This is a genomic window from Actinomadura rubrisoli (assembly GCF_004349215.1).
Taxonomy (GTDB): Bacteria; Actinomycetota; Actinomycetes; order Streptosporangiales; family Streptosporangiaceae; genus Spirillospora; species Spirillospora rubrisoli.
Genome location: NZ_SMKU01000077.1, coordinates 1 through 23,178, shown reverse-complemented (window position 1 = coordinate 23,178; position 23,178 = coordinate 1). Strand labels below are relative to the sequence as shown.

General features: G+C 70.7%; 27 protein-coding genes and 2 pseudogenes. 14 read left to right on the top strand and 15 right to left on the bottom strand.

Annotated features, from left to right (window positions below):
- Nucleotides 1-38: 38 nt before the first annotated feature.
- Complete coding sequence (locus tag E1298_RS16985; protein WP_243725626.1) at nucleotides 39-2,132, bottom strand: MMPL family transporter; 2,094 nt, start codon at nucleotides 2,130-2,132, stop codon at nucleotides 39-41.
- Nucleotides 2,133-2,249: 117 nt separating this feature from the next.
- On the opposite strand from E1298_RS16985, the gene E1298_RS16980 reads away from it, so the two are divergent.
- Genes E1298_RS16980 through E1298_RS16970 form a run of 3 tightly spaced genes read left to right on the top strand, consistent with a single transcriptional unit; the run spans nucleotide 2,250 to nucleotide 5,148 of the window.
- Nucleotides 2,250-2,738 (top strand): MarR family winged helix-turn-helix transcriptional regulator, encoded by a 489-nt coding sequence (locus E1298_RS16980; protein ID WP_207944676.1) that lies wholly within the window; start codon nucleotides 2,250-2,252, stop codon nucleotides 2,736-2,738.
- A 51-nt stretch (nucleotides 2,739-2,789) separates the two neighbouring features.
- Entirely contained in the window at nucleotides 2,790-4,448 is a 1,659-nt protein-coding gene (locus tag E1298_RS16975; protein WP_131894293.1) for an ArnT family glycosyltransferase, read from the top strand.
- A gap of 52 nt (nucleotides 4,449-4,500) precedes the next feature.
- On the top strand, nucleotides 4,501-5,148 hold the full coding sequence (locus tag E1298_RS16970) for an HAD family hydrolase (RefSeq protein WP_243725625.1): 648 nt from the start codon (nucleotides 4,501-4,503) through the stop codon (nucleotides 5,146-5,148).
- Here E1298_RS16970 and E1298_RS16965 read toward each other — a convergent pair.
- Both E1298_RS16965 and E1298_RS16960 read right to left on the bottom strand, forming a co-directional pair.
- A complete protein-coding gene (locus tag E1298_RS16965; RefSeq protein WP_131894289.1) occupies nucleotides 5,145-5,486 on the bottom strand; it encodes a helix-turn-helix domain-containing protein in 342 nt (113 codons plus the stop codon). The genes E1298_RS16970 and E1298_RS16965 overlap by 4 nt on opposite strands.
- Before the next feature lie 4 nt (nucleotides 5,487-5,490).
- Nucleotides 5,491-5,931, bottom strand: coding sequence for an Hsp20/alpha crystallin family protein (locus E1298_RS16960; protein WP_131894287.1), 441 nt, complete (start codon nucleotides 5,929-5,931; stop codon nucleotides 5,491-5,493).
- A gap of 364 nt (nucleotides 5,932-6,295) precedes the next feature.
- Here E1298_RS16960 and E1298_RS16955 point away from each other — a divergent pair, with 364 nt between their 5' ends.
- Nucleotides 6,296-6,976 (top strand): GAP family protein, encoded by a 681-nt coding sequence (locus tag E1298_RS16955; RefSeq protein ID WP_131894285.1) that lies wholly within the window; start codon nucleotides 6,296-6,298, stop codon nucleotides 6,974-6,976.
- Nucleotides 6,977-6,998: 22 nt separating this feature from the next.
- Here E1298_RS16955 and E1298_RS16950 read toward each other — a convergent pair whose 3' ends face one another.
- Entirely contained in the window at nucleotides 6,999-7,979 is a 981-nt protein-coding gene (locus tag E1298_RS16950) for a hypothetical protein (protein ID WP_131894283.1), read from the bottom strand.
- 185 nt (nucleotides 7,980-8,164) lie between these two features.
- Between E1298_RS16950 and E1298_RS16945 the strand changes: the two genes are divergently transcribed.
- Together E1298_RS16945 and E1298_RS16940 are read left to right on the top strand one after the other, a co-directional pair.
- Nucleotides 8,165-8,566, top strand: a complete 402-nt coding sequence (locus tag E1298_RS16945; RefSeq protein ID WP_165975495.1) for a nuclear transport factor 2 family protein — start codon at nucleotides 8,165-8,167, stop codon at nucleotides 8,564-8,566.
- Nucleotides 8,567-8,595: 29 nt separating this feature from the next.
- Complete coding sequence (locus E1298_RS16940; RefSeq protein ID WP_131894279.1) at nucleotides 8,596-8,853, top strand: hypothetical protein; 258 nt, start codon at nucleotides 8,596-8,598, stop codon at nucleotides 8,851-8,853.
- Between the two features lie 7 nt (nucleotides 8,854-8,860).
- Here E1298_RS16940 and E1298_RS16935 read toward each other — a convergent pair whose 3' ends face one another.
- The 5 genes from E1298_RS16935 to E1298_RS16915 all read right to left on the bottom strand — a co-directional run bounded on the left by E1298_RS16935 (nucleotide 8,861) and on the right by E1298_RS16915 (nucleotide 13,220).
- Nucleotides 8,861-9,679 (bottom strand): class I SAM-dependent methyltransferase, encoded by an 819-nt coding sequence (locus E1298_RS16935; protein ID WP_207944675.1) that lies wholly within the window; start codon nucleotides 9,677-9,679, stop codon nucleotides 8,861-8,863.
- Between the two features lie 37 nt (nucleotides 9,680-9,716).
- A complete protein-coding gene (locus tag E1298_RS16930; protein WP_131894277.1) occupies nucleotides 9,717-10,424 on the bottom strand; it encodes a VWA domain-containing protein in 708 nt (235 codons plus the stop codon).
- A gap of 89 nt (nucleotides 10,425-10,513) precedes the next feature.
- The gene (locus E1298_RS16925) at nucleotides 10,514-11,308 is read right to left on the bottom strand and encodes a YggS family pyridoxal phosphate-dependent enzyme (RefSeq protein ID WP_131894275.1); all 795 of its coding nucleotides are present in this window, start codon (nucleotides 11,306-11,308) and stop codon (nucleotides 10,514-10,516) included.
- A gap of 110 nt (nucleotides 11,309-11,418) precedes the next feature.
- Nucleotides 11,419-12,423 carry a dihydrodipicolinate synthase family protein gene (locus E1298_RS16920; protein ID WP_131894273.1) on the bottom strand — a complete coding sequence of 335 codons (1,005 nt, stop codon included), beginning with the start codon at nucleotides 12,421-12,423 and terminating at the stop codon, nucleotides 11,419-11,421.
- A complete protein-coding gene (locus tag E1298_RS16915; RefSeq protein WP_131894271.1) occupies nucleotides 12,423-13,220 on the bottom strand; it encodes an aldolase in 798 nt (265 codons plus the stop codon). The genes E1298_RS16920 and E1298_RS16915 overlap by 1 nt, the downstream gene beginning before the upstream one ends.
- A 213-nt stretch (nucleotides 13,221-13,433) precedes the next feature.
- Here E1298_RS16915 and E1298_RS16910 point away from each other — a divergent pair, with 213 nt between their 5' ends.
- The gene (locus E1298_RS16910) at nucleotides 13,434-14,006 is read left to right on the top strand and encodes a helix-turn-helix domain-containing protein (protein WP_207944674.1); all 573 of its coding nucleotides are present in this window, start codon (nucleotides 13,434-13,436) and stop codon (nucleotides 14,004-14,006) included.
- A 21-nt stretch (nucleotides 14,007-14,027) separates the two neighbouring features.
- Here the strand turns inward: E1298_RS16910 and E1298_RS16905 are convergent, their stop codons facing one another.
- Nucleotides 14,028-14,414, bottom strand: a complete 387-nt coding sequence (locus E1298_RS16905) for a VOC family protein (protein WP_131894267.1) — start codon at nucleotides 14,412-14,414, stop codon at nucleotides 14,028-14,030.
- Nucleotides 14,415-14,455: 41 nt separating this feature from the next.
- Nucleotides 14,456-14,845: a helix-turn-helix transcriptional regulator gene (locus E1298_RS16900; RefSeq protein ID WP_243725624.1), complete on the bottom strand. Its 390-nt coding sequence runs from the start codon at nucleotides 14,843-14,845 to the stop codon at nucleotides 14,456-14,458.
- 130 nt (nucleotides 14,846-14,975) lie between these two features.
- On the opposite strand from E1298_RS16900, the gene E1298_RS16895 reads away from it, so the two are divergent.
- The 4 genes from E1298_RS16895 to E1298_RS16880 all read left to right on the top strand — a co-directional run bounded on the left by E1298_RS16895 (nucleotide 14,976) and on the right by E1298_RS16880 (nucleotide 19,073).
- Nucleotides 14,976-15,467, top strand: coding sequence for an STAS domain-containing protein (locus E1298_RS16895; protein ID WP_165975494.1), 492 nt, complete (start codon nucleotides 14,976-14,978; stop codon nucleotides 15,465-15,467).
- A 260-nt stretch (nucleotides 15,468-15,727) separates the two neighbouring features.
- Complete coding sequence (locus E1298_RS16890) at nucleotides 15,728-17,149, top strand: sugar porter family MFS transporter (RefSeq protein ID WP_243725623.1); 1,422 nt, start codon at nucleotides 15,728-15,730, stop codon at nucleotides 17,147-17,149.
- Between the two features lie 60 nt (nucleotides 17,150-17,209).
- Nucleotides 17,210-18,259, top strand: coding sequence for a glucose 1-dehydrogenase (locus E1298_RS16885; RefSeq protein WP_131894261.1), 1,050 nt, complete (start codon nucleotides 17,210-17,212; stop codon nucleotides 18,257-18,259).
- A 178-nt stretch (nucleotides 18,260-18,437) separates the two neighbouring features.
- Nucleotides 18,438-19,073: a DUF4360 domain-containing protein gene (locus E1298_RS16880; protein WP_131894259.1), complete on the top strand. Its 636-nt coding sequence runs from the start codon at nucleotides 18,438-18,440 to the stop codon at nucleotides 19,071-19,073.
- A 10-nt stretch (nucleotides 19,074-19,083) separates the two neighbouring features.
- Here the strand turns inward: E1298_RS16880 and E1298_RS16875 are convergent, their stop codons facing one another.
- A complete protein-coding gene (locus E1298_RS16875) occupies nucleotides 19,084-19,353 on the bottom strand; it encodes a helix-turn-helix domain-containing protein (RefSeq protein WP_131894257.1) in 270 nt (89 codons plus the stop codon).
- 90 nt (nucleotides 19,354-19,443) lie between these two features.
- Here E1298_RS16875 and map point away from each other — a divergent pair, with 90 nt between their 5' ends.
- A complete protein-coding gene (map, locus tag E1298_RS16870; RefSeq protein WP_131894255.1) occupies nucleotides 19,444-20,217 on the top strand; it encodes a type I methionyl aminopeptidase in 774 nt (257 codons plus the stop codon).
- 34 nt (nucleotides 20,218-20,251) lie between these two features.
- Here map and E1298_RS16865 read toward each other — a convergent pair.
- Nucleotides 20,252-21,017 (bottom strand): annotated as a pseudogene (locus tag E1298_RS16865) (SDR family oxidoreductase).
- Between the two features lie 68 nt (nucleotides 21,018-21,085).
- Between E1298_RS16865 and E1298_RS16860 the strand changes: the two are divergent.
- Nucleotides 21,086-21,715, top strand: coding sequence for a TetR/AcrR family transcriptional regulator (locus E1298_RS16860; RefSeq protein WP_131894253.1), 630 nt, complete (start codon nucleotides 21,086-21,088; stop codon nucleotides 21,713-21,715).
- Between the two features lie 270 nt (nucleotides 21,716-21,985).
- Here the strand turns inward: E1298_RS16860 and E1298_RS16855 are convergent, their stop codons facing one another.
- Nucleotides 21,986-22,360, bottom strand: coding sequence for a hypothetical protein (locus E1298_RS16855; RefSeq protein ID WP_131894251.1), 375 nt, complete (start codon nucleotides 22,358-22,360; stop codon nucleotides 21,986-21,988).
- Nucleotides 22,357-22,662, bottom strand: a complete 306-nt coding sequence (locus tag E1298_RS16850; protein WP_131894249.1) for a hypothetical protein — start codon at nucleotides 22,660-22,662, stop codon at nucleotides 22,357-22,359. The genes E1298_RS16855 and E1298_RS16850 overlap by 4 nt, the downstream gene beginning before the upstream one ends.
- A 267-nt stretch (nucleotides 22,663-22,929) precedes the next feature.
- On the opposite strand from E1298_RS16850, the pseudogene E1298_RS16845 reads away from it, so the two are divergent.
- Nucleotides 22,930-23,178: pseudogene (locus E1298_RS16845) on the top strand (hypothetical protein); the annotation flags it as partial.

Genomic DNA, 23,178 nt, shown 5'->3' with positions numbered 1-23,178 from the left:
TGCGGGGAGAGGCGCCCCGGTCGCGCTCCTTGCCGGCCCTACTTACCGGCCATGGCGGGGCGGAGGTCCTCCTCGCCCGCCGGGGGAGTGCCGTCCCCGCGCTTGCCGAGCCTGCTCGGCCACCACATCCACCGGCCCACGTCCAGCGTGAGCGCCGTGACGAGCACGGAGCGGACGATGATGGTGTCGAGCAGCACGCCGAACGCCACCGCGAAACCGATCTCGGCGGTGAACACCATCGGCATCGAGCCCAGCGCCGCGAAGGTGCCCGCCAGGACCAGGCCCGCCGAGGTGATGACCCCGCCCGTCGCCGCCAGCCCCGTCAGCGCGCCGCGCCGGGTGCCGCTCGTCGCGGCCTCCTCCCGGATCCGGGTGACCAGGAAGATGTTGTAGTCGATGCCGAGGGCGACGAGGAAGACGAACGCCCACAGCGGGAACGAGGTATCGGCCCCGGCGAAGCCGAAGACGTGCTCGAACACGACCGCGCTGACCCCCAGCGTGGCCGCGAACGACAGCACCACCGTGCCGATCAGCAGCAGCGGCGCGACCAGCGCCCGCAGCAGCAGCGCGAGGATGCCGAACACCACGATCAGCACGACCGGGATGATCAGCTTCACGTCGTGCGCCGACGCGTCGTCCATGTCGACCTTGAGCGCGGTGCCTCCGCCGACCAAGGCGGACGCTCCGTCCAGCTTGTGCAGCTCCGTGCGGGCCCGGCCGACCGTGTCCTCGGCGGCCTTGCTGTCGGCGCCGTCGCTGAGCGTGCCCTCGATGTAGGCGCGCCCGTTCTTGACGGTGGGCTCGCCGACCGAGTTGATGCCGCGGATGCCGGCCAGCTTCGTCTTGACCTCCCCGGCCGCGGCGGCCTTCGCGATCACCACGACCGGTTGGCCGGATCCGGCCGGGAAGTGCGCGGCCTGGATCTCCTCACCGGTGACCGCCTGGGTGGTCTTGGTGAAGCCGTCCTTCTGCGCGAGGCCGTCGGCCTTCAGGTCGACCATGCCGATGGCCAGCACGCCGAGCACCAGGGCGGTGCCGATCCACACGATGCGGGGACGGACGCTGATGCGCTTGCCCATGCGGGCCCAGATGCCGCCCTCGGTGGGCTCGGCGGAGCCGAAGGAGGGCCGGACCGGCCAGAACATCCAGCGGCCGAAGATGACCAGCAACGCCGGCAGAAGCGTCATCATGGCCAGCAGGCCGACCGCGACGCCGACCGCGCAGACCGGGCCGAGGCCCTTGGTGGACTGGAGCTCGGCGAGCACCAGCACGAGCAGGCTCGCCGCCACCGTCGCGGCGCTGGCGATGATCGCCGGGCCGGAGCGGTGCAGCGCCTCGGCCATCGCCTCGTGCCGGTCCTCGTGGCGCCGCAGCTCCTCCCGGTAGCGGGCGATGAGCAGCAGGGCGTAGTCCGTCGCGGCGCCGAAGACGAGCACGGTCAAGATGAACGAGCTCTGCGCGTTGACGGTGAGGCCGGCGTTCTTCGCCAGCAGGTAGATCAGCCCCTGCGAGGAACCCAGCGCCAGGCCCGCGGTGATGATGGGCAGCAGCCACAGCAGCGGGCTTCGATAGGTGATGAGCAGGATCAGCACGACCACGCCGACGGTGGCGAACATCAGCGTGTTGTCGCCGCCGCTGAAGATCTTGCCGGAGTCGGCGGCGTAACCGCCGGGCCCGGTGACGTGCACCCCGAGACCACCGCCGGTATCGGCGATGTCGACCATCTTGTCGACGGTCTTGGTGATGCCGCCCCAGCCCTCGTCGCCGAGCTTGATCGTGACGACCGTCTGGATGGCCTTGCCGTCCTTCGACCGGACCGGCTGGACGTTCTCCTGCTGGACGTCGGGCACGCCCAGGAACGCCTTCGCGTCGGCCTTCGCCTTGTCGAGGTCGGCCGGCGTCACCCCTGACGGCCGGTCATAGATGACCAGCGCGGGCATGGTGTCCTTGGCGCGGAAGTCCTCCTGGAGGGCCAGGGCCTTGGTGGACTCGGCGTTCGCGGGGAGCCACGCCGACATGTCGTTCTTCTGCACGTCGGTGAGCTTCCCGCCCAGCGGCGCAAGCGCGGCGACGGCGACGAGCCAGAACACGACGACACCCCACTTGGCCCACCTCCCGCTGGGCCACGCCATCACTCTTCGTATCATCGGGGGGTTTCCTCCGTAAGCGAGTGTTCAGCATGCTGACCAATCAGTGTAAGTAGGCTAGTGAGCCCCACTGACACTGGCGACGTAATTTCCGGGTGAACGATGTCTGACCGCCCCGTCCGGCTCCCTGCCGTCGTTGACGACGACCTGGCGAGCTGGCACACCGGTCGCCTGCTCACGGCCGCCGCGCGCCTGGTCGAGCACGCCTTCGACGCCGGAGTCGCCGATCTGGGGGTGACGCACGCCGGTGTCACCGTCCTGTACGAGCTCGCCCACGGGCCGCTCCCCCAGCGGGAGCTCGCGGTCCGCTGCGGCGTCCAGGACCAGACCATGAGCCGCACCCTCGACGGGCTGGAGCGCGACGGCCTCGTCGCCCGGCGCCGCGACACCGCCGACCGCCGCCGGATCCTGGTCGAGCGCACCGACGACGGCGCCCTGGTGATGGAGCACGCCGAGGCGATCGGAGAGGCGCGGCTCGCCCCCCTCGCCGACAACACCAGCCCCGAGAGCGCCGTCGTCCGCCGCATGCTGATCAGGGTCATCCAGGAGTACGGCGGCTTCCGCGGCCGCTGCCCGGGCGACTGCAAGTGACGGCCTGCGCATAACCCTGAGGGCCGCCGCCCCGGGTGGGACGATGGGCCGATGATGTCGCAGCTCGCGGGGACCGTCCGGTCCGCGAGCGCGGGCGCCGACGCGCGGCTCCGGGCGCTGCGGCGGCATCGGCGGTGGGTGCAGCCCCTGATCGTGGTCGCGCTGCTCGCCGAGATGGCGGCCGCGATGGCCGCCACGGCCCGGGCGCAGTCGCCGACCATCGACGAGCCGGTGTACGTGGGCACGGCGGTGGTCTACCTGCGGCAGCACGACCTGCGGTACAACCCCGAGCATCCGCCGCTGGGCAAGCTGCTCATCGGGGCCGGGACGGCGTTCGCCCGCCCGCGTCTCGACCCTGACTTCACCGGCCCCCAGGAGGCGGTGGGACGGCACCTGCTGTACGAGTCCGGCAACGACGCGCAACGGCTGCTGCTGGCGGCGCGGCTGCCGATGATCGTCCTGACGCTGCTGTTCGGCCTGGTGGTCTTCGCGTTCGCCCGTGACCTGGCCGGTCCGGTGGGCGGGCTGATGGCGCTCGCCCTGTATGCGTTCTCGCCCGACGTCATCGCGCACGGATCGCTGGCCACGCTCGACGTCCCCGCCGCGGGCTTCCTGCTGACGGCCGTGTGGCTGCTGTGGCGGGCGCGGCACCGGCCGGTGCTCTACCTTCCGCTGGCCGGGGTGGCGCTCGGCGCGGCACTGGCCACCAAGATGAGCACGCTACCGGCGGTCCCGGTGCTGCTGGCGCTGGCGATCCTGTCCGTCCGCCGGACAGGCGACCGGCGGAGCATCGCGCGGCCCGTCGCGGCGGCGGGCGGGACGGCCCTGATCGCCATCGCGGTGGTCTGGGCCTGCTACCTCGCCGTCGACCCGCGACTGCGCTGGACGACGCCCGCGACCGTGCCGGACATCGGAGGCATGCGCGGGCTCCTCGCCGATTGGCTCCCGTTCCCGTCGCCCTACCGGGACGGCATGCGCGTCCAGTTCGGCTTCGAGGACTCGACCTGGAGCGGCTTCCTGTTCGGCCGGCTGTATCGCGGCTCGCGGTGGTACTACCTGCCGTCCGCGCTGCTGGTGAAGACGCCGCTCGGCGCGCTCGTGCTGTGGGCGGCCGGTATCGCCGCCATGGTGACGGTGCCCCGGCTGCGGCCCGCGGCGCCGTACGTGCTCGTCCCCGTAGCCGCGCTGCTGGCCGCCGCCATGTCGGGCTCCCGCGATCTCGGCGTCCGGTACGTCATCTTCGTGCCGATGTTCCTGGCCGTCGCGGCGGCCGGGGCGACCGCCTTCCGATGGCGCCGGGCGCCTGCCGCGACGGCCGCGCTGCTGCTGTTCGTCGCGGTCAGCGTCCTCCGGACGCACCCCTACTACCTGCCGTACTCCAACGAGGCGTTCGGCGGGCCGTCCAAGACCCACCTGCGCCTGCACGACTCCAATGTCGACTGGGGCCAGGACCTGGAGCGGCTCGCCGACCACCTCCGGCGGCGGTATCCGGACGAGCGGATCTGGCTCGTCTACAAGGGCAGCGGCGTCCTGTCCTACTACGGCATCCACGCGGCCGACCCGCTCGCGGTGCCCCCGGACCAGGTCCGCGGGCTCCTGGTGGTGTCCGACAGCTGGATCGCCAAGGCGAGCGGGCCGCTGCTGACGCTGATCCGCGGCAGCGACCCGATCGACGAGGTCGGCCACTCCATCACGATCTACCGCCGCTGACACGCCGATTCCGTCCCGTCCCGGCGGGTAGGCCATCGAGATGATCGATGCGGTGTTGTTCGATGTCGACGGCACGCTGGTCGACACCACCTACCTGCACGCCGTCACGTGGTGGGAGGCGGCGCGGCAGCACGGCCTGACGGTGGTGACGGCCGAGGCGCACCGGGCGATCGGGATGGGCTCGGACAAGCTGCTCGACGCGATCCTGCCGCCGGACCGCGACCGGTCCGGCGACGACGCGATCCGCACGGCCCACGCGGTGCTCTACGCCCAGTACTGGACGCGGCTCGCCCCGTTCGACGGCGCCGCCGACCTGCTGCGCGCCTGCGCCGCCAGGGGGAGCCGGGTCGTCCTGGCCAGTTCCGCCGCCGAGCCCGAGATGCGGGCGCTGCGCGCCGCGCTGGACGCCGAGGACGCCATCATGGCGGCGACCTCGGCCTCGGAGGTCGGGCAGAGCAAGCCCGCCCCCGACATCGTCCGGCTCGCGCTCGACCGCGCCGGCGTTCCCGCGGACCGGGCGGTGTTCGTCGGCGACATCGGCTGGGACGTGGAGGCCGCCGCCCGCGCGGGCCTCCCGTGCGTCTGCGTGCTCACCGGCGGCTGGTCGCGCGCCGAACTGCGGCAGGCAGGCGCCGCCGCCGTCTACGACAGCGTCCGCGATCTCCTGAGCGGCCTCGACACCAGCCCGCTGAACCCCTAGCCGCGGCCGGGCTCCCGCGATGGGCGTTCGTCGCGGGAGGTGGCCAGGCGGCGGGCCAGCTCGTCCCGTTCACGGGTGATCTCGGCGAGCTCGTGCTGGAGCTCGAAGATGCGGCGGATGGCGGGCAGGGTCATCCCCTCGCCCATCATCGTCACGACCTGCTGGATGCGGCCGATCTCGTGGCGGCTGTAGCGGCGCTGCCCGCCGGCGGAGCGCTCGGGCGACACGACCCGCTGGTCGTCGATCCGGCGCAGGAACGCCTGCCGGACCTCCAGCATCTGCGCGACCTGCCCCACGGTGAACAGGGCCGCGTGCTCGTCGTCGGCGGGCAGTCCCATGCGCTCAGCTCTTGATCGCCTTCTGGGTGCCGCCGGAGCTCTGGACGGCGACCTTGCGCGGCTTCGCCTTCTCCAGCACCGGGATCCGGACGGCCAGGACGCCGTTGTCGTAGGCGGCCTCGATCGCCCCGGCGTCGAGGTGCTCCGACAGGTAGACCCGGCGGGTGAAGGCCCCCATCACCCGTTCGCGGACGAAGACCCGCTCGTCCTCGCCGTACTCCTCCTCGCGCCGTGCCGTCACCGACAGCACGCCGCGGTCGACGGTGACCTCGATGGAACCGGGGTCGATACCGGGCAGATCGAAGCGCAGGACGACGTCGTCGGCGCGGCGGACGCCGTCCATCGGCATCCCCGCCCCGGAGCCCTGGGCCGTGGCCTGCCGGGCCAGCCGGTCGAACTGGCGCTCGAACTCCTGCACGAACGGATCGATCGACGTCAGCAACATGAATCCATCACCTCCGAAGATCCCCCGGCACCCGGGCTGGGTGCCGGGATACCTGTTCTCTGAACCAGAGGAAACCTACGAACAGATTTATAGATAAGTTGCCGAGCGTCTGTCAAGTCCCCGCGGCGCGCCCGCCCCCTCAGGTGCCGGTGGTGCCAGAGGGCGGCCCGGAGGGCCGCAGGGCTCATCAGCCGAGACGTCCCATCGGGGTGCGGCCCGTAAACCGGGCTCGACTTCCATTTGATGGCGGCTTTAGCGAAATGTAGGACCTGGTCGACGGTCCGCCACCGCACCCGCCGTTCCAGGCATCAGCCCTGGTGGAGCCGGGTATGGCCGACCCGGGCGAGGCTGATCGGGGGGCGACATGGGCGTGGTCATCGGGGAGCTGCTGCCGCTCGCGCTGGGGGTGGTGATCAGTCCCCTCCCGGTCATCGCAGTGATCCTCATGCTGCTGACCCCGCGGGTGCGGGACGCCGGCCTGGCCTTCCTCGGCGGATGGGTGCTCGGGATCGCGGCCGCGACGACCGTGCTGGTCCTGATCGCCGGCGCCATCGGGATGTCGTCCGAGACCGGCGAGCCGAAGACGTCGGTCTCCTGGATCCAACTGCTGCTGGGCGTCCTCATGCTGACGCTGGCGGTCAGGCAGTGGACGGCGCGTCCCGGGGCGGGCGCCGCGGCGGAGCTGCCGGGCTGGACGAGGGCCGTCGAGACCCTCACCCCGGCCAGGGCGGCGTCGCTGGGGCTGACGCTGTCGGCCGCGAACCCCCAGAACCTGCTGATGTACGTCGCCGCCGGGATCGTCGTCGGACGGGGCGCGCTGAGCGTCGGCGGGCAGGTCGTGGCCGTCGCCGTGTTCACGTTGATCGCCGCCTGCGGCGTGGCCGTCCCGGTGCTGGCGTACGTCGTCGACGCCGAGCGCGTGCGGGCCCCGCTGGAGGGCCTGCGGACCTGGCTGGAGCAGAACCACGCCATCGTCGTCTTCATGCTGCTGCTGGTGATCGGCGTCGTCCTGGCCGGCAGGGGCTTCGGCGGGATCATCGGCTGAGCGGCCGCCCCGCCGCGCGGCGTCACCGCAGGCGCTCGACCTCGTCCACGGTCAGCCGTCCGGCCGTCCTGGTGGCCGGCTCCACCTGCGGGAGTTCGCGCGCGGACGCCACCGTCAGGTACGTGCTCGGCTCGTGGTGGATGCTGGTGAACGCGATGCCCACCGGGATCCGGACGAAGTCGCCGGGCTCCAGCTCGATCGTCCCGCGCTGGGTGACCAGCGTCCGGTGACCGCCGAGCTGGTACTGGATCTCCTCGGCGTTGCGGATCCGCCGGTAGACGCGGCCGTCCGACGCGTCGGCGCGCGTCCGGCCCACGAGGACGTGGGACGACTTGTACAGCCAGGTCGTCCCCGGGACGTCGGCGGGACGCAGGACCCGGATCCGCTCGGTCTCGTCCTTGGCGTGCTCCAGCAGCGTCAGCTCGTCCGCGGGCGCCATGACGACGTCGTCGTCCGGGCCGGCGAGGCACTCGGTGATCATCTCGTTGACGATGGCGGGCTCCCAGCCCTCGAACGGCGGGATCACCACCTGCGACGTCCGCTGCGGGGGCAGCGTCTCGACGACCGGCGCCGGGACGTAGAACAGGATGTGGATGTCCTCGCGCCCGTAGTTGTCGTGGGCCACGCCGACCGGCAGACGCGAGAAGTCGCCCGGCACGAGGTCGACGCTGCCGAGGTCGGTCATCAGCGTCCGCAGGCCCGTCACCTGGTACGACATCTCGTCCACGTCGCAGTTGCGGTGGTAGAACGGCTGCCGTCCGTTCATCGACTGCCATTCCAGCCGCATGAAGTCGCTCTTGTAGACCCCGCGCGGGGCCGAGCAGTCCCGCGCCACGTACTCGGGGCCGAAATGGACGACCTCGATCGGCGCGTGGTCGCGCCAGGGCCTGACACCGCCCGGCCCCTCCCTGGGCTCGGCGAGCAACTGCTCCTCCTGCCGCTCGAACAGCCGCGGCTCGGAATCGAACGGGAAGGTCTCGAAGCGTTCCTGAACGGTGCCCACGGGCGGTTCTCCTCCGAGAGTCAGGCTTCGGCGCGGACGGTGGTGCAGCATGCCGATGCCGCCGATCGTCACCTCGACGACGTCGCCGCCGGTGAGGAAGACCTGAGAAACGCGACGGTACCCGAACCCCGCCCGGCGCGTCGGTGAAGATCGATTCCCCGCGCGTCCGACTTATGATCATTTTCATGAGCCATCAGGATCTGGTCCGCGACTTCTACGCCGCCCGCGCCCGCCGGGACTGGGACGCGGTGGCCGCGCTCCTCGTCGGCGACATCGCCTGGCACGAGCCCGGCGCCGAGGACTACTCGGGCAGCCACCACGGCCTCGACGCGGTGCTGCGGCTGCTGAAACGGCTGGTCGAGGTGACGGAGGGCACGTTCAGCCTGGAGCCGACCGACTTCATCACCACGAGCGAGCACACGGCCACCAACGCCCGCTGGACCGCCTCCCGCGGCGGCGTCCGCGTCGAGGGGAACGAGCTGGCCGTCTTCCGCATCGCGGACGCGAGGATCGCCGAAGCGTGGTTCCACCCCGACGGATACGACCCGGAGGCGCTCTCAGCCGTCTTTTCGTTCAAAAACCCGTAGATGGATGGGTGGAACGGAGGTGAAGCCTGGTGCACACTCCGTTCATGGCCGACGCGAGGTATCTGACGGGGCCGGACGGGCTGCGGGTCGAAGTGGTCGAACTGGACGACGCCGACCTGGCCTACGCCCGGATCCGGCACCGTGACGCGCGCGCGGGCCAGTCCTGGTTCCTGGTGACCCGTCGCGGACGGCTCGTCGCGTACTGCCGTGACATCGAGGAGGTCGCCGAGCACGTGGACCTCACCGACCTGAACCCTCCGGGAGACGCCGCCGAGGAGATCGGGTAGCGGCGGATCACTCGGATATGGGCGGCTCGTCCTTGAGCGTGCCGCGTACGGCCCACGCCCTGACGGTGAGCGGAATGGACCCGTCCGGCGCGTGGGGCAGGCGGTCGCGCAAAAGCTCGCGGAGGGCGCGACGCCTTTCCGGAGTCAGGGACATGACATATCCAGGGGCCGGGCCCTGGCCGCCCAGGAACGGCTTCCAGTAGTCGTCGAAATCGGCGAACACGGCCGGTACGTCGATCGCCTTGACGCTCACGCCGTCCAGGCCGGCGTCCGTCCACAGGGCTTGGAGGGGCTCCGGCCGGCACAGCGGAAAACGACGGCCCTCGTCCAGTTCGGACGCGGCCGGATCGAGGGCGACGGCGGCGTCCCAGAAATGCCGCATCATGGCCATGCCCTCGGCATAGTCCCAGACGTAGGCGGCCGCCACGCCGTCCAATGCCGCGACCCGGGCGAACTCGGCCGCCGCGCGGCGCGGATCGTCGACGAAGTTGAGCGCCAGCCCGCTGACCACGGCGTCGAAACGGCGATCGGGCAGCGGCAGCGCCCCGGCGTCGCCGATGCGGAACGTCGAGCGCGCGTCACCGACCCGAGCGCGGGCGGCGGCCAGAAATCCCTCGGACGTGTCCACGCCCACGATCTGGACGGGATCCGCCACGGCCAGAACGGCCGCCGACAATGCCCCGGTGCCACAGCCCACGTCCAGCCAACGCAGGCCACCCGGCACGCCGAGCCAGGACAGGAACGCCTCCGCGACGCGGCGACTCCACCGTCCGACATACGCCTCGTACGCGTCGCCGACGGCCCACACCTCATGCTCGCGCACCACGTCCCGACCCTACGCTCGCCGCCAAGGCGCCTACCCCTCAGGTGAGGATGCCGGCGGCGCGGGCGGCGTTGAGCCAGTCGGGGAATTCGTCCATCAGAGAGCGGTAGAGGTCGTTGTCGGCGATGGCACGCGGGTCAGGACCGGCCGGGAAGAACGCGGCGTTGTCGATCGCGCGTTTGCGTGGGACGGGAAGGTCGTCGAGTTTGCGCAGGAACTTGAACTCGTCGTCACCGAAGCCGATGAACTGCCAGAAGATGGGAAGCGTCGAGGCGTCGCACAGGACTTTCTCCGCGGCGGTCCGCGAGTTCGGTGATCCGTCCGTTTGGAAGAGGACGAACGCGGGGGCGGCCGGTGCGGCGGCCTGATAATGGTCGATGACCGCCTGCATGGCCGCCGCGTAGTTGGTGGTCCCCATATGCCCGAGGCGCTCGTGCTCCTCGTTGATCCGGCCCTGATAGCGGTCGAGGCCGACCTCCACCGGCGGATACGCGCCCTTGTCGAAGAACACCACGGGCACCACCCCGTCATCGTCCAAATGCGCGGACAACGCAAGGGCTTGTTCGGCCAGGTGCTGGACGGTGCCGTCCTTATAGAAGCGGCGCATCGAACCGGACCGGTCGAGCACCAGGTAGACGGCGGCGCTCTCGCCGCTGAGCCCGCGTTTGTCGAGGCTGACCTTGGCGGCCTTGTAGAGGTCGATCAGGCCGGGCGCGGTGGACTGGACCTTCTCCATGCTGATGGGCATTCGGGTGAAGCTCCTTGCGCAGTAGGCGGATGCGTCCCACGGGCCAGCATGGCGGGTCGCGGCCGCGTTCGAGCCGGTCCACTCCGGGGTCAGGGCGTGCTTGGCCAGTAGCGGCTGTCGGAGGTGGGACGGCGGCCGAAGATGGCCTGGCCGACGCGGACGACGGTGGCTCCCTCCTCGATGGCGATCTCGTAGTCGCCCGACATGCCCATCGACAGCTCCTCCAGCCCGATCCCGTCCGGGACGTCCTGGCGGGCCCGGTCCCGGATCGTCCGCAGCAGGACGAAGCACTCCCGGACGCGCTCGGTGTCGCTGGTGAACAGCGCCAGCGTCATCAGGCCCTTGACCTTCAGCGCGCCGTAGCGGGGGAGGCGCGCCAGGAACGCGGGGACCTCGCCCGGCGGCAGGCCGTACTTGCTGTCCTCGGCGGAGGTGTTGACCTGGACGAAGACGTCGAGGCTCCGGCCCGCCGCCTGGAGCCTGCGGTCCAGGGCCTCGGCCACGCGGAGGCTGTCGAGGGCCTGGAACTCGGAGGCGAAGCCCGCGACGAGCTTCGCCTTGTTCGTCTGGAGGTGCCCGATGACCGACCATGCGACGTCCAGGTCGGCGAGGTTCTCCGACTTCCGGTGGGCCTCCTGCACCTTGTTCTCGCCCAGGAGGTGGCATCCCGCCTGGACGGCCAGGCGCAGCCGGTCCTCCGGCACGGTCTTGCTCACGGGGAGCAGCCGGATGTCGTCCGCCTCCCGGCCCGCCCGCAGCGCCGCGGCGGCGATCCGCTCCCGGACCCGGGCGATGTTGCGCACCAGGTCCTCAAGTGTTTCCGCGCTCGGGAACTCCGTCCCCGGCGGTTCGTCCTTGGGACGATTGGTCGGTTCCTCGTCCATGCGCCTCCTCCTGGCCTCGTCCGAGTAGGTACCAGCATGGCGGACGGGACCTCGCGGGTGGCACCGGCGTCCACCGCGGGGAGGTGGACGCCGGCTGTCAGCGGACGGCCTCAGACCGCGGCGCCTTCCGTGCCCGCGCCCGTGCCCGTGCCCGCGCCCGTGCCCGTGCCCGCGCCCGTGCCCGTGCCCGTGCCCGTGCCCGCGCCCGTGCTCTCCAGCAGGGGATGGTCGTCGAGTCGTTCGAGCAGTTCGCGGAGCCGTTCGGCGTCCGTGCCCGGGAGCGGCAGCAGGGGCGGCCGCGGCGGGCCGGCCTCGCGGCCCTGGATCTCCAGCCCCGTCTTGATCGCCCGCGGCAGCCCCTGGCCGACGATGAACCTCAGGAACGGCAGCAGGACCTCCAACAGCGCGTCGGCCCGTTCCGTCCTCCCGTCGAGCGCGGCGGCGTGCAGCTCCAGGCACCAGCGCGGCACCAGGCAGGGCGCCGCGGTGCACCAGCCCGCCGCGCCGGACCGGAACGCCTCCAGCACGACCGGATTGCTCCCGTTGTAGACCGCCAGCGCCCCATCGGACAGCTCCGGGATGGCGCGGAAACGCGCGACGTCGCCCGAGCTCTCCTTCACCATGGTGATGTTGGGGATCTTCCGGGCGAGGGCGGCGACGGTCTCCGGCACCAGGTCGACGCCGCTGGTCCCCGGGTTGTTGTAGAGCATCATCGGCAGGCCGGTCGCGCCCGCGACGGTCGCGAAGTGGCGTTCGAGCTCGTCCTCGGTCAGCGTCCAGTACTTCTGGGCCAGCACCATGATCGCGGTGGCGCCGTGGCGTTCGGCCAGGCGGGCGCGCCGGACGGTGGTCTCGGTGCTCCAGTGCGAGACGCCGACCACGGTCGGGACGCGTCCCGCGACGGCGTCCAGGGTCGTCTCGCAGACGGCGTCCCACTCGTCGTCCCGCAGGTAGGCGCTCTCGCCCGTGCTGCCCAGCGGGGCGACGGCGTGGCTGCCCGCCTCCACCAGCTCGCCGGTCAGCCGTCGCAGCCTGTCCAGGTCCAGCTCGCCGGTACCGGGCACGATGGGCGTGACGGGGTAGGCGATGATCCCCGCCAGCGGTGGGACCGGCATCAGATGGTCGTCCCTTCGGCCACGCAGTCGGGGTGGGCGCGCAGGGCCCGGCGCGCACGGTAGGCGAAGTTGGCCTGGTTGCGCCGTTCCGTGGACGTCCAGTCGTGGGCCTCGCGGGCCAGCTCGGGCGGTAGCGGCCGGACGGTCCCCGCCGCCATGGCGAGCAGCTGGAGCTGCGCGGCCCGTTCGATGAGGATCGCCAGGTTGCACGCCTCCTCGACGGTGGCGCCGGTCACGAGCTGGCCGTGGTGGGCGAGCAGGATGGCCCGCTTGTCGCCCAGGGCCGCGGAGATGATCTCGCCCTCCTCGTTGCCCACGGGCACGCCCGGCCAGTCCTTCAGGAAGGCGCAGTCGTCGTAGAGGGGCGTGGTGTCCATCTGGGAGACCACCAGCGGGACCTCCAGCATGGCGAGGGCCGCCGTGTGCAGCGAGTGCGTGTGGATGATGCAGTTGACGTCCTCGCGCGCGCGGTAGATCCAGGAGTGGAACCGGTTGGCGGGGTTGGGCATGCCGTCCCCTTCGAGGACGTTCAGGTCCTCGTCCACGAGCAGCAGGTTCTCCTCGGTGATCTCGTCGAACCCGAGGCCGAGCCGCTGGGTGTAGTAGGTCCCCGGCTCCTTGCCGCGCGCGGTGATCTGGCCGGCGAGCCCGGAGTCGTGGCCGCCGTCGAACAGGATGCGGCAGGTCAGTGCCAGCTTCTGCCGGGTGCTCAGCGCTGAGTCGCCGAAGTGGTCGCGCATCTGCCGCTCGGCGCGGCCGACGATCTCGTCCTTCGAGTCGTGCAGTGTCGAGGTCATGTTCGCTCCCGTTCCGGGTGCCGGCGCGTCCGGCAGGCCCAGCCGGCGCCGCCTTGTGATGGCCTCACCGGGAAACATTGGCCACTATATGACACCATGTTTCATCGAACAAGGTCCGAGATGGCGGTGGCCTTGAGCGCGGCCGCCGGCGGCCATACTTGGACTCCCGCCGGGTCCTCACCGGCCCGCGGAGCGGCTTGGAAGGAAGTCACCGTGTTCAATCGGGTCCGGCAGCTGCGCAAGGAGCGGCTGATGACACTGGAGACCCTCGCGGAGCGCGCGGGCGTGACCAAGAGCTACCTGTCCAAGGTCGAGCGCGGGCAGAGCACGCCCTCCATCGCCGTCAGCGCCGCGCTCGCCCGGGCCCTCGGCATCTCCCTCGACAGCCTGTTCGCCGACGCCGAGCAGCTCGCCGACGTCACCGTGACCCGGGCCGCCGAACGGCAGTGGCTCACGCCCGAGGACGAGGCCGGCTCGCGCTACGAGGGCATCGCCCTCCAGGCCAGCACCAAGCAGATGACGCCGTTCATGCTCTACCCGCCCCACGACGCGGGCCCCGTGCCCTTCCGCGACCATCCCGGCGAGGAGTTCCTGTTCGTCCACCATGGACGCGCCGAACTCTTCTTCCCGTCCCGCTCCGTCGTGCTGGAACCGGGCGACTCCGTCTACTTCAAGGCCACGACCCCGCACAAGGTCCGCTCGCTCGGCCCGGAACGCGCCGCCCTCCTGCTCACGATCTGCGACGACCGGAGCGTCCCCGACACGCCCCACCCCCACCTGCCCTGAACGTCCAAAAGGCCGCGGGCACTATGCCGAGCCGGACGGGGCCCGGCTCAGGTCCACGACGCAGAAGGCGTTGCCGTCCGGGTCGGCGAGGACGACGAAGTCCGCGTTCGGCGGATACAGGTCCCAGTCGACCTTGCTCGCTCCGAGGCCGATGAGGCGCTCGACCTCGGCCTCCTGCTCGGCCGTGGTGTCCACCAGCAGGTCGAGATGGATGCGGGGGTGCGCCTGGACGGGGGACTCGCTGCGCATCAGGGCCAGCGCCCGTCCCGAGCCGTCCGCGTGGTCAAGCGTTCTCCAGGCCGGGCTCTCCCACTCCGATGTGGCCACCAGATCCAGCGCGGACGTCCAGAAGGCCACGGCGCGCGGAAGGTCGGTCACACCGATGACAGGGAATCCGAGTCTGAGCATGGTCCCGAGTTTAGGGAGCGCCGCCGTGGGCCCCGACGTCGTCAGTAAGCGCCGGCCCTGTCCTTGGTGAACAGGGCGACCAGGTCTTGGACGTCGTGGTCGCCTTCGGCGGGATGACGAAAGGGGCGGTCGGCGATGACGGTGTAGGTGTTGCGGCGTCCGACGCGGCTGCGGGTGAGATAGCCGGCCTCTTCCAGGTCGGTGATGATCAGCTGGGCGGAGCGCTCGGTGATCCCGATCTCCTGGGCGACGTCGCGGACCCGGATGGTGGGGGCCCGCGCGATGCAGATCAGCACACGGGCGTGGTTGGTCAGGAACGTCCATGCCTTGTGGTTGCGCTCGTTCGGGGCCGTCATCCGCTCACCTCGCTGACCTGCCGGTCCCGGCCGGTGCGCACCCGGCTCGGGCGTCCCGGACGAGATCTTCGTCATGGGGCTATCATACGACGCATATTTGGCGAATAATATTTCAGGTAATCTTTTGCGTGTACCCTCGGCGCGTCGCCGCCTCGACCGAAGGAAGGTGTCCCCCGTGCTCGCGCAGCCGCCTACCCCGCAGTCCATGGCCGGATCGGACCTGCCATCGAGCGGCGGACCGTCCAGAGGGGCCCGGAAGCAACCGAAGCGGGACCGGCCGGGGCTGACGATGCGGTCGGCCCAGCAGGGAGCGTGCGTCGTCCTGCGGATGGCAGGGCACCTGGTGTCGGGCACCGTGGTTACCGCCGAGGCGAAGATCTTGACCACGGTGGTGCTGAACGCGCGGCCCCTGCACCTGGTGCTGGACCTGACGGAGGTGTCCTCCATCGACTCCGACGGGGTGAACCTGCTGGCCAAGGCCCGCTTCGCCGTCCGCGCCGCCCGCGGAACCCTGTACCTCGTCGCCCCCGACGACAGCCCGGCGGCCCGCACGCTGCGCCGGGGAGTGATGAGCTCGTCCCTGCGCCGGGCCGAGGACCTTCCCGCCATCCTCGCCGCCCCGGACCCGGACTCAGCCCCCGAACCCGACTCCGCTCCCGAACCCGACGCCGAAGTCGGCACCGGCCGCCAGGAGTGAGCCGCAGGGACGCTACACCGCCGGGGCCGCCGCATCCCCTTGGCCGTTCGGCCCGTGCGCGCCCAACCGGCCGCCGATGACATGGCGTGTAACTGCAATTGCGCAGGGTAAGGGCGGTTCTGGGGCGAGAAGCGCCGGTCATGTCGTGTTCCGAGGTCGGGGGAGGAAACGGGGATGGCGGCGATCGCAGCGGAGACGTGCGCCGGGCCGGACGCGGGTGGATCGGGCGCGGCCAGTCCGGGCGCGGACGGGCCGGGGGCGTGATCGTGCAGGGAATCGTCTCCTCGCGCGCCGCTGAGGGGCCGCTGTCCGAGGTGCCGCCGGACGGGCTGCGGAAGATCTGGCTCTGGGCGGTTCTGATCGCCGTCGGCGGGTTCCTGTTCGGGTTCGACACCGGTGTGATCTCCGGGGCACTGCTGTTCATCAGGACCGACTTCGGGCTGAACTCGTTCGAGCAGTCGAGCCTGGTGAGCGTGCTCGTCCTCGGCGCGATGGTGGGCGCGATGGGCGCGGGACGCATCGCCGACCGGATCGGGCGCCGGAAGATCCTCGGCCTGGAGGGCGCCGTCTTCCTGATCGGGACGTTGATCGCCGTCCTGTCCAACGGCTACGTGGCGCTGCTGCTGGCCCGGCTCGTCCTGGGCCTGGCGGTCGGGGCGTCGTCGGCGACGGTGCCGATCTACCTCTCGGAGATCTCGCCGAAGGAGGTCCGGGGCCGCACCCTGACCCTCAACCAGCTGATGATCACGATCGGCATCCTGGCCGCCTACCTGGTCAACCTCGCGTTCTCGGGCGCCGGGAACTGGCGGGCGATGATCGGGTTCGGCGCGGCGCCCGCACTGGTGATCGTCGTGGCGGCACTGTGGGTGCTGCCGGAGTCGGCCGCCTGGCTGCTCACGCGCGGCCGGGACGGCGAGGCGCGCCGGCTGATCGCCTCGGTCACCAACGGGGCGACCGCCGACCGGCTGATCGAGCGGTACAAGAGCCGCGGGACGCCGGACTCGGGGGAGGGCTGGCGGAGCCTGCTCGCCGCCAATGTCCGACCCGCGCTGGTCGTCGGCTTGGCGCTGGCGGCCATCCAGCAGTTCGGCGGCATCAACACGATCATCTACTACGCCCCGACGATCATCGAGAGGACCGGGCTCAGCGCGTCCAACTCGATCTTCTACGCCATCGCCATCGGCGTTATCAACCTGGTGATGACCATCATCGCGATCCGGGTCATCGACCGCGTCGGCCGCCGTCCGCTGCTGCTGTTCTCGCTCGCGGCGATGGCGGTCACGATGGCGGTGCTGGGGCTGTCGTTCGTCGCGGGCTGGACGTCCGGCCTGTCGCTGGTGTTCATGGTGCTCTACATCGCCGGATACGCGGTCGGACTGGGGCCGGTGTTCTGGACGCTCATCGGCGAGGTCTTCCCGCCCCGCGCCCACGCGGCAGGGTCGAGCGCGTCCACGGCGGTGAACTGGGCGTCGAACTTCGTTGTCAGCCTGGTCTTCCTCCCGATCGCGGGCCTCATCGGCGAGGGCGAGACCTTCTGGGTCTTCGCCGCGATCTCGTTCGCCGGCCTGCTGTTCGTGGCCCGCTACGTCCCCGAGACGAAGGGCCGCGACGCCAGGGGAGTGGACGCCGACCTCCAGTCGCGGTTCGGACGCCCGGCGTCGACCCCGGACGGAACGGGCTAGCGCGGCCATGCGCGCCGAACAGGACGCAACCACCGACCGACTGACGAGGAGACGGCCGAGATGAAGGCGCTCACCGTGGTTCCCGGCCATCCCGACCAGGTCCGGGTCGAGGACATGCCCGATCCCGTCCCGGGTCCCGGCGACCTGCTGGTGGAGGGACGGCTGCTGGGGATCTGCGGCACGGACAACGACATCGTCGAAGGGGACGGCTACGGCTGGCCGCCGTCGGGCCGCGAACGCCTTGTGATCGGGCACGAGTCGCTCGGCAGGGTCCTGGCGGCTCCCCCCGACAGCGGATTCGCCGAGAACGACCTGGTCGTCGGCATCGTGCGGCGGCCCGACCCCGTCCCGTGCGTCCCGTGCGCGCACGACGAAGCGGACTTCTGCCGCAACGGCAAGTACACCGAACGCGGCATCAAGGAGCGGGACGGGTTCGGCGCGCAGCGCTGGGTCTCGGAGGCGAAGTACACGGTCAAGCTGGATCCCGCCCTCGGCGACCACGGCGTCCTCCTGGAGCCCGCCACCGTGATCGCCAAGGCGTGGGAGCAGACCGACCGCTTCTTCACCCGCTCCTCGTGGCGTCCCGAGGTCGCGCTGGTGACCGGCGCCGGCCCGATCGGACTGTTCGCCGCGCTCCTGGCCGTCCAGCGCGGGCTGGAGGTCCACGTCGCCGACATCAAGGACAGCGCGGCCAAGCGCGCGCTCGTCACCGATCTCGGCGCCACGTTCCACGTCGGGGACGTGGGCGACATCGGGACGGTGCCCGACGTGGTGATCGAGTGCACCGGCCACGGCCCGCTGCTCTTCCAGCTGACCGAGCTGGTCGCACCGAACGCGGTGATCTGCCTCACCGGCATCTCCTCCGGAAAGGGCAAGACCCCGGTCGGCGCCGACGAGATCAACAAAGAACTGGTGCTGGAGAACACCGTCGTCTTCGGCTCGGTCAACGCCGCACGCCGCAACTTCGAGCAGGCGGCCGACGCCCTGGCCAAGGCAGACCCCGACTGGCTGGACCGCCTGATCACCAGACGCGTCCCGATGGACGCCTTCACCGACGGCCTGCACAAACACCCAGAAGACATCAAGGTCGCAGTAGACCTCTGGGCATAACCCCGATCCTGTGGTCGGGGCCGGCGGGACCGTACCAATACAAGGTCACGCAGTTGTTGAAAAAGTTAAGCCAGAAAGTGAATCGAAAAAGACGAAGTTGACCCACTTCCCGAGTTGGGAATAGCGTCACAAATGATTACCGGCTGCGAGGTCCCCGATCCAGGTGGAAGACCTATCTATGATAAATGTCAAAAGAACGGCGATCGTGCTGGCGGGCGCCCTCTGCGTCCCCGTCCTGACGGCCCTCCCCTCGGCCGCAGCCCCCGTCCCGCCGGACAATGTCAGCGTCGACGTGGTCAGCGTCGACGGCTCCGGCTGCCCGGCCGGGACGTCGTCGGTGGCGATCTCCAACGACAAGACCTCCTTCACTGTCTCCTACAGCGACTTCCTCGTCTACGCCAGCGGCAATGCGCCGCCGGCGGCCTCCCGGAAGAACTGCCATATGACTGTGCGGGTCAACGCCCCGGACCGCTGGACCTACTCCGTCTCCGGCGTAGACCACCAGGGCTTCGCCGGGCTGGAGTCGGGGGCGTCCGCCGTGGAGTGGACGGACATCTACTTCCTGGGAGGCCCGCAGAACGAGCCGATCGGCGGCGTGCTCAAGGGTCAGTACCTCAACGAATGGATTTTCTTTGACAGGGTCAGCCCTCGGAGAATGACCTGGAAGCCCTGCGGTGATGACCGCGACCTCAACATCAACACCGAGCTGCGGCTGGATGCGGGAAGCTCCGACGACGACAAGATGAGCTTCGTGTCGATGGGCTCCACCCACGGCAGCGCGAGCTCCCTCTTCACATGGAGGTACTGCCCCTGACCATCAGCGGCTACGAGGCGGCTTCCAGCGGTAGGTCGCCGCCGCGCCAGATGGCCGCAAGCTCCTGCATCGGCACGTCGAGCACCTCGGCGAGGCAGACGATCGTGCCGAACCCGGGGGAGGGCAGGCGGCCTGTCTCGATCTTGCGCAGGGTCTCCGGCGAGATGCCGGCCGCGTGCGCGACCTCCGCGGGGTCGCGTCCTGCCCGCGCGCGGCGCAGCAGGGCGCCGAGGCGCCTGCCGGCTTCGATCTGTTCGGGCGTGAGCGGGTGGCGGACCATGCCCCCAGCGTAGGGTTGGTATTTCTATACCGTCAAGGGCTAGAGTCATCGGTATAGAAATACCGGCACCCCTACGTACGTGAGGTACTCGTGATCGAACTGAAGACGCCCGCGGAGATCCAGCGCATGCACGTGGCCGGGCGTTTCGTCGCCGAGGTGCTCTCCGAGGTCGGCCGGCTCGCCGCGGTGGGCGTCAACCTCCTGGACCTGGAACACCACGCTCGCGGCATGATCAAACGGCGCGGCGCGGAGTCGTGCTACTGGGACTACGCGCCGTCCTTCGGCAGGGGCCCGTTCCGCAACGTCATCTGCCTGTCGGTCAACGACGCCGTCCTGCACGGCCTGCCCCACGACTACACGCTGCGCGACGGGGACGTCCTCAGCGCGGACCTCGCCGTCGGCATCGACGGCTGGGTGGCCGACTCGGCGCGCACGGTCGTCGTCGGGACGGCCGCCGAGGAGGACCTGCGGATCATCCGCGCCACCGAGGAAGCGCTGGAGGCGGCGATCGAGGCGGCGCGTCCGGGCAACCGCCTGGGCGACATCTCCGCGGCGATCTGGGCGGTGGCCCGCGGCCACGGCTATCCGGTCAATGACGAATTCGGTGGCCACGGCCTCGGCCGCACCATGCACGAGGAGCCCCACGTGTCGAACAAGGGCCGGGCGGGGCGCGGCCTCACGCTCCGCCCGGGCCTCACCCTCGCGCTCGAACCCTGGTTCGCCCGTACGACCGACCGGATCGTCTACGACGACGACGGCTGGACGATCCGGTCGGCCGACGGCTCGCGCACGGCCCACTCCGAGCACACGGTGGCCATCACCGAGGACGGCCCCCTGGTGCTCACCCGGCGTGAACCGGCATAGTCACACCATCCCCGCCATCGCCGACAGCCGGCGATCAGGCGCGCGGTCCGAGGAACAGGCCCCCACTCGCGTCGATGACCTGACCGGTGATCCAGCGCGCGGCGTCGGAGGCGAGGAACGCGACCACGTCGGCGACGTCGTCGGGTCCGCCCAGGCGATCGAGCGCCGTTGTGCCCGCGATGAGTTCGGCCAGGCCGGGCGCCTCGAAGAACGATCCGTTGGTCGCCGTCCGAGTGGCGCCGGGCGCGACCGCGTTCACCGTGATCCCTCGGGCTCCGAGCTCGTTGGCCAAGGTCATGCTCATCGTCTCGACCGCGCCCTTCGTCATGGCGAAGGACGTCTGGGTGGGGTTGGCCATCCGGGTCGCCACGGACGAGATCGTGACGATGCGGCCACCGTCGCGGAGCAGTGACAGCGCTCGCTGGACGATGAAGTACGGCGCCCGCACGTTCACCGCGAAGAGGTGGTCGAACTGCTTCCGTGTCGTGGCTCCGAGCGGACCGGCGGGCGCTGCGGCCGCGTTGTTGACGAGGATGTCCAGCTGACGCCCCTCCAGGCCCGCCTCGACTCCCGCGAAGAGCGCCTCGACATCGTCGTCCACGCCCAGCTCCGCCCTGACGGCGAGCGCGGTCCCCGCCGGCGCGTTCGATCTCCCCGACCGTCGCCGCCGCGCCGTCCTCGTCCGTGCCGAAATGCACGATGACCACTGCCCCCTTCGCTGCCAGCCGGACCGCTATCGCCTGCCCGATGCCGCGCGACGCCCCGGTCACGAGAGCCGTCCTGCCGGTCAGATCGCTCATGTCGACCACCCCAGTCTGTTAGTTGCTATCAATCTGGTAGTAACTACCAATGCGGTAGTGTCTATCACATGCCCGATCAGCACACAACGTTGCGAGCGCAACGGCGGGCCGAGACGCAGCGCAGGATTCAGGCGCACGCCGTCCGGCTGTTCACCGAGCGCGGATACGACGCCACGACCATGACCGACGTCGCCGAAGCCGCGGGCGTGTCGCCCATGACCCTGTACAGGCACTTCCCGACGAAGGAAGACCTCGTGCTCTTCGACCAGCACGGCCAACTCGTCGCCGAGCGGATCGCCGCGTCCTCTGCCGCGCAGCCCTTGGTCCGCCGCATCGGCAGAGCGCTCGTCGACTCGGCCGCGACGTTGACCGGCGGCCGCGGAGACGACCTCACGGCGGACGAGCGGTTCCTGCTGGCGCGCCTCCGGCTCATGATCTCGACGCCGGCCTTGCGGGCGAAGCACCTGGATAACCACTACGCCCTTCAACAGGCGATCGTCGACGCCCTCGGCGACGGTTCCACCGATCCCGACACGGCGTTCCACATCCAGGTGGCGGCCAGTGCCTGCCTGGCCGCCCTGCACACGGCCTTGGTGCGCTGGGCCGAGGACGACGGACGCACCGAACTGCCCGACCTGATAGCGAAGGCCCTCGCCGCCGCCTTCGGCGACGACATCGTCACCACCCCGGACGCGTAAGAAGGACCAAAGCGCCTAACGTCCGCCAGCCCGATATCCGAGGTGCACGCGGTGCCCTGCCCCGCACGGATCGCCCATGTCCGGATGTCCGCCCGAGACCAGAACGGCAAGGACGGCGAGTGCTGCTCGCTGGACGGGGATGCCCCGCCGATGGATGCGATTGACCAGGTAGCGGCCCTGGCCCCCGCGCTGGGGTGATGCGGGGTCGTGAGGGTGGAGGGGACGGCGCGGCCGACGCAGCGGTCGGTGCTCGGCCGCGCCGTCCCGGCTCTATCGGCGGAACAACCGCCGTAGCCAGCCGCGCCGAGGGGCTGGCTCGGCCCATCCCGGCGCGGCGGGGAAGGGCACGGCCCGGCGGGGTGCCGGGGGCGGCTGCCGCAACCGCCGGGCCGTGCCGGTCTGGGTGACTGGACGTGCAAGGGCCGGCCGGTGGCGAGCGCCCAGTGCTTCCAGGCGGCGTCCCAGTTCGGCCGGGTCGTCTGCCTCGATCAGGCGGTGACGGCCCGTGCCGTCGCGGGAGATGGCCCACCAGGCGCCGGTGTACTCCCCCCACCAGGCGCACGTCCCGGGGAACCGGCGCCCCAGCTCGGCGATCACACGATCGGGTTGGAGTTCGGCCGCCGTCCACGGCGCCATCGCCGTCACCGCTGGTCCCCGGCTGTCGCGGGCGACTTGAGCAGGTGGCAGACGGCGACAGCGGCGTCGGTGATCTTGCCGGCCTCCGCGATCGGCTCACCCCAGGAGGTGACGAACCACATCCGGGCGCCATCGTCGAGCCGCCTCCGGCAGGTGATCATGACGGACGGGTGCGGTACATGGTCACAACAGCCCGGCACAGCCTTGTTCGTGACCTTCAAGCCTTGGGCGGTCAGCTCGACCTTGAGGCCGCGAGCCCCCAGATGCGCGCCAAGCGACGCAAGCGGGTCTGTCTGGGTCGTACCATTCATGACGGGTCGGACTACCTTCCGGCCAAGGCCCCGGCCGGTGCTCTAACACCGCGATTCCGGGGCCGCCTTGTGTTCGGACGGGCTTGTCTTTGGGACGGGACCACGCGCTGAGAAAGATCTTTGGACCACACGGGAACGGTGGCTGGTGCGTGGCCCCCGCACCATTGAGTGAAAACCCTGCACGGTGCGTTACGGAACGCTCACAATGGCCTCAGGCCAGGGGACATCCCCGTGTTCCCGTCCCAGCGGTGAAGGGTGTCAGGCGTCATGACCGTCCAGCAGCGCCCCGCGTGGGCCGTCCACCTTCAGGCCGCGCGCGAAGCACGCGGCTGGGGACCCTTCGAGACCGCCCGACGGCTGCGCGAAGCGATCGGCATCACCAGCCACCCCAGCGACAAGGTCAAGAGCCTGGCCAAGCAGGTCACCCGGCACGAAAAGGGGCACGTGTTCCCCACCGACTGGGCCCCCGCCTACGCCGCCGTGCACGGAATCCCACAAGACGAACTGTTCCCCGCC

Coding starts and splice junctions, on each gene's coding strand:
- E1298_RS16985 (WP_243725626.1), bottom strand. CDS start 2,132: ATGGCGTGGCCCAGCGGGAGGTGGGCCAAGTGGGGTGTCGTCGTGTTC.
- E1298_RS16980 (WP_207944676.1), top strand. CDS start 2,250: ATGTCTGACCGCCCCGTCCGGCTCCCTGCCGTCGTTGACGACGACCTG.
- E1298_RS16975 (WP_131894293.1), top strand. CDS start 2,790: ATGATGTCGCAGCTCGCGGGGACCGTCCGGTCCGCGAGCGCGGGCGCC.
- E1298_RS16965 (WP_131894289.1), bottom strand. CDS start 5,486: ATGGGACTGCCCGCCGACGACGAGCACGCGGCCCTGTTCACCGTGGGG.
- E1298_RS16960 (WP_131894287.1), bottom strand. CDS start 5,931: ATGTTGCTGACGTCGATCGATCCGTTCGTGCAGGAGTTCGAGCGCCAG.
- E1298_RS16955 (WP_131894285.1), top strand. CDS start 6,296: ATGGGCGTGGTCATCGGGGAGCTGCTGCCGCTCGCGCTGGGGGTGGTG.
- E1298_RS16945 (WP_165975495.1), top strand. CDS start 8,165: ATGAGCCATCAGGATCTGGTCCGCGACTTCTACGCCGCCCGCGCCCGC.
- E1298_RS16930 (WP_131894277.1), bottom strand. CDS start 10,424: ATGCCCATCAGCATGGAGAAGGTCCAGTCCACCGCGCCCGGCCTGATC.
- E1298_RS16925 (WP_131894275.1), bottom strand. CDS start 11,308: ATGGACGAGGAACCGACCAATCGTCCCAAGGACGAACCGCCGGGGACG.
- E1298_RS16920 (WP_131894273.1), bottom strand. CDS start 12,423: ATGCCGGTCCCACCGCTGGCGGGGATCATCGCCTACCCCGTCACGCCC.
- E1298_RS16915 (WP_131894271.1), bottom strand. CDS start 13,220: ATGACCTCGACACTGCACGACTCGAAGGACGAGATCGTCGGCCGCGCC.
- E1298_RS16905 (WP_131894267.1), bottom strand. CDS start 14,414: ATGCTCAGACTCGGATTCCCTGTCATCGGTGTGACCGACCTTCCGCGC.
- E1298_RS16900 (WP_243725624.1), bottom strand. CDS start 14,845: ATGACGAAGATCTCGTCCGGGACGCCCGAGCCGGGTGCGCACCGGCCG.
- E1298_RS16895 (WP_165975494.1), top strand. CDS start 14,976: ATGGCCGGATCGGACCTGCCATCGAGCGGCGGACCGTCCAGAGGGGCC.
- E1298_RS16885 (WP_131894261.1), top strand. CDS start 17,210: ATGAAGGCGCTCACCGTGGTTCCCGGCCATCCCGACCAGGTCCGGGTC.
- E1298_RS16880 (WP_131894259.1), top strand. CDS start 18,438: ATGATAAATGTCAAAAGAACGGCGATCGTGCTGGCGGGCGCCCTCTGC.
- E1298_RS16875 (WP_131894257.1), bottom strand. CDS start 19,353: ATGGTCCGCCACCCGCTCACGCCCGAACAGATCGAAGCCGGCAGGCGC.
- E1298_RS16860 (WP_131894253.1), top strand. CDS start 21,086: ATGCCCGATCAGCACACAACGTTGCGAGCGCAACGGCGGGCCGAGACG.
- E1298_RS16850 (WP_131894249.1), bottom strand. CDS start 22,662: ATGAATGGTACGACCCAGACAGACCCGCTTGCGTCGCTTGGCGCGCAT.